Genomic DNA, 1,324 nt, shown 5'->3' on the forward strand with positions numbered 1-1,324 from the left:
ATCATCTTTTGACCGACAAACCTATTCATATTTTTATGCAGAATAACATGACCGATATTTATGCCAAAGGCAGATGTATCGGCATTGGCAATCAAGGCGAATTGTTATTAAATGATCATGGCGATATCAAGCCGATATTTGCAGGTATGGCGAAAATCATTACAAACTAAGGAAAATCATGAAAAAACTTTGGCTAGATTTGGGCAATACCCGCCTAAAATATTGGATTGTGGATAACGACACGATCATCGCCCATGACGCAAAAGAACACCTAAAAGCCCCCAATGAATTATTGCTTGGACTGCTTGGCACATTGGCGAGCTTTGAGCCTGAATTTGTGGGGATTTCTAGCGTGCTTGGCGATAAGATTAACACCGCCATTAACAAGACCTTGCAAGGCTTTAATGTGCCGTTTGAATTTGCCAAAGTGAATGCCAATCACCCCCTTTTGACAAGCCATTATGACCCCAATCAGCTTGGCGTGGACAGATGGCTACAAATGCTTGGCGTGGTGGATAATACCAAAAAGCAATGCGTGGTCGGCTGTGGCACGGCATTGACGATTGATTTGATAGAACACGGCACGCATTTGGGCGGATATATCTTGCCCAACGTCTATATGCAACGCCACGCCCTGTATGCAGGCACTCAGCAGATTGCGGTCAAGGCGGGGCGGTTTGACAGCACCGAATTGGGCAAAACGACCTTTGATGCGGTCAATCATGGCGTACTGTTTGGCGTGGTGGGGGCGGTGCGTGCGGTGCAGGCGGATTATCCTGATTTTGAGATTACGCTCACAGGGGGCGGTGCGGACATGATAAATGTGCAGTTTGATGACACTCTAAAGGTAGAAAAAGAGCTACTGCTCATCGGTCTAAAACGGTATTTTAATAACAAAAAAAACCGCTAAATAATCTTTAGCGGTCAGCGTCTTATCAGTCATTTAAACAACCAAAATCGCAAAATAAAAGAGCATCACGCAGCATAATAAACCAAGCACCCACAGCACCGAGCGCACCAAAGGCATATTAAATGCGTACGCCGCACCATAGCCAACGCGCAGCAGCACATATAGGCACGCCAGCACGTTAATCACATTCTGCGGTACAAAACAATACATCGCCACAATCACAGCCGCCAAGAAAATCGGCAGCCCTTCAAAGCTGTTCTGCTGAGCGGCATTCATACGCGCTGACAGCCCTGTCACATGGTTAAGAAACTGCCTTGGATTGGCATTATCCGACATCTTAAACCCGCCTGTCGCCTTGGCAAGCATGGCAAATGCCAAAGGCAGCAGACACGCCACCAACATCGCCTTGATGGC

At 47.0% G+C, this 1,324-nt stretch carries 2 protein-coding genes; one reads left to right on the forward strand and one right to left on the reverse strand.

Annotated features, from left to right (window positions below):
• The first annotated feature begins 178 nt into the window (after positions 1-178).
• Positions 179-910 carry a pantothenate kinase gene (locus GY683_RS00885; protein ID WP_297286957.1) on the forward strand — a complete coding sequence of 244 codons (732 nt, stop codon included), beginning with the start codon at positions 179-181 and terminating at the stop codon, positions 908-910.
• A 33-nt stretch (positions 911-943) separates the two neighbouring features.
• Here the strand turns inward: GY683_RS00885 and GY683_RS00890 are convergent.
• On the reverse strand, positions 944-1,324 hold a 381-nt coding region (locus GY683_RS00890; RefSeq protein WP_297286958.1), incomplete at its 5' end, for an MAPEG family protein.

The sequence above is a fragment of the Moraxella sp. genome (assembly GCF_024227015.1).
Taxonomy (GTDB): Bacteria; Pseudomonadota; Gammaproteobacteria; order Pseudomonadales; family Moraxellaceae; genus Moraxella.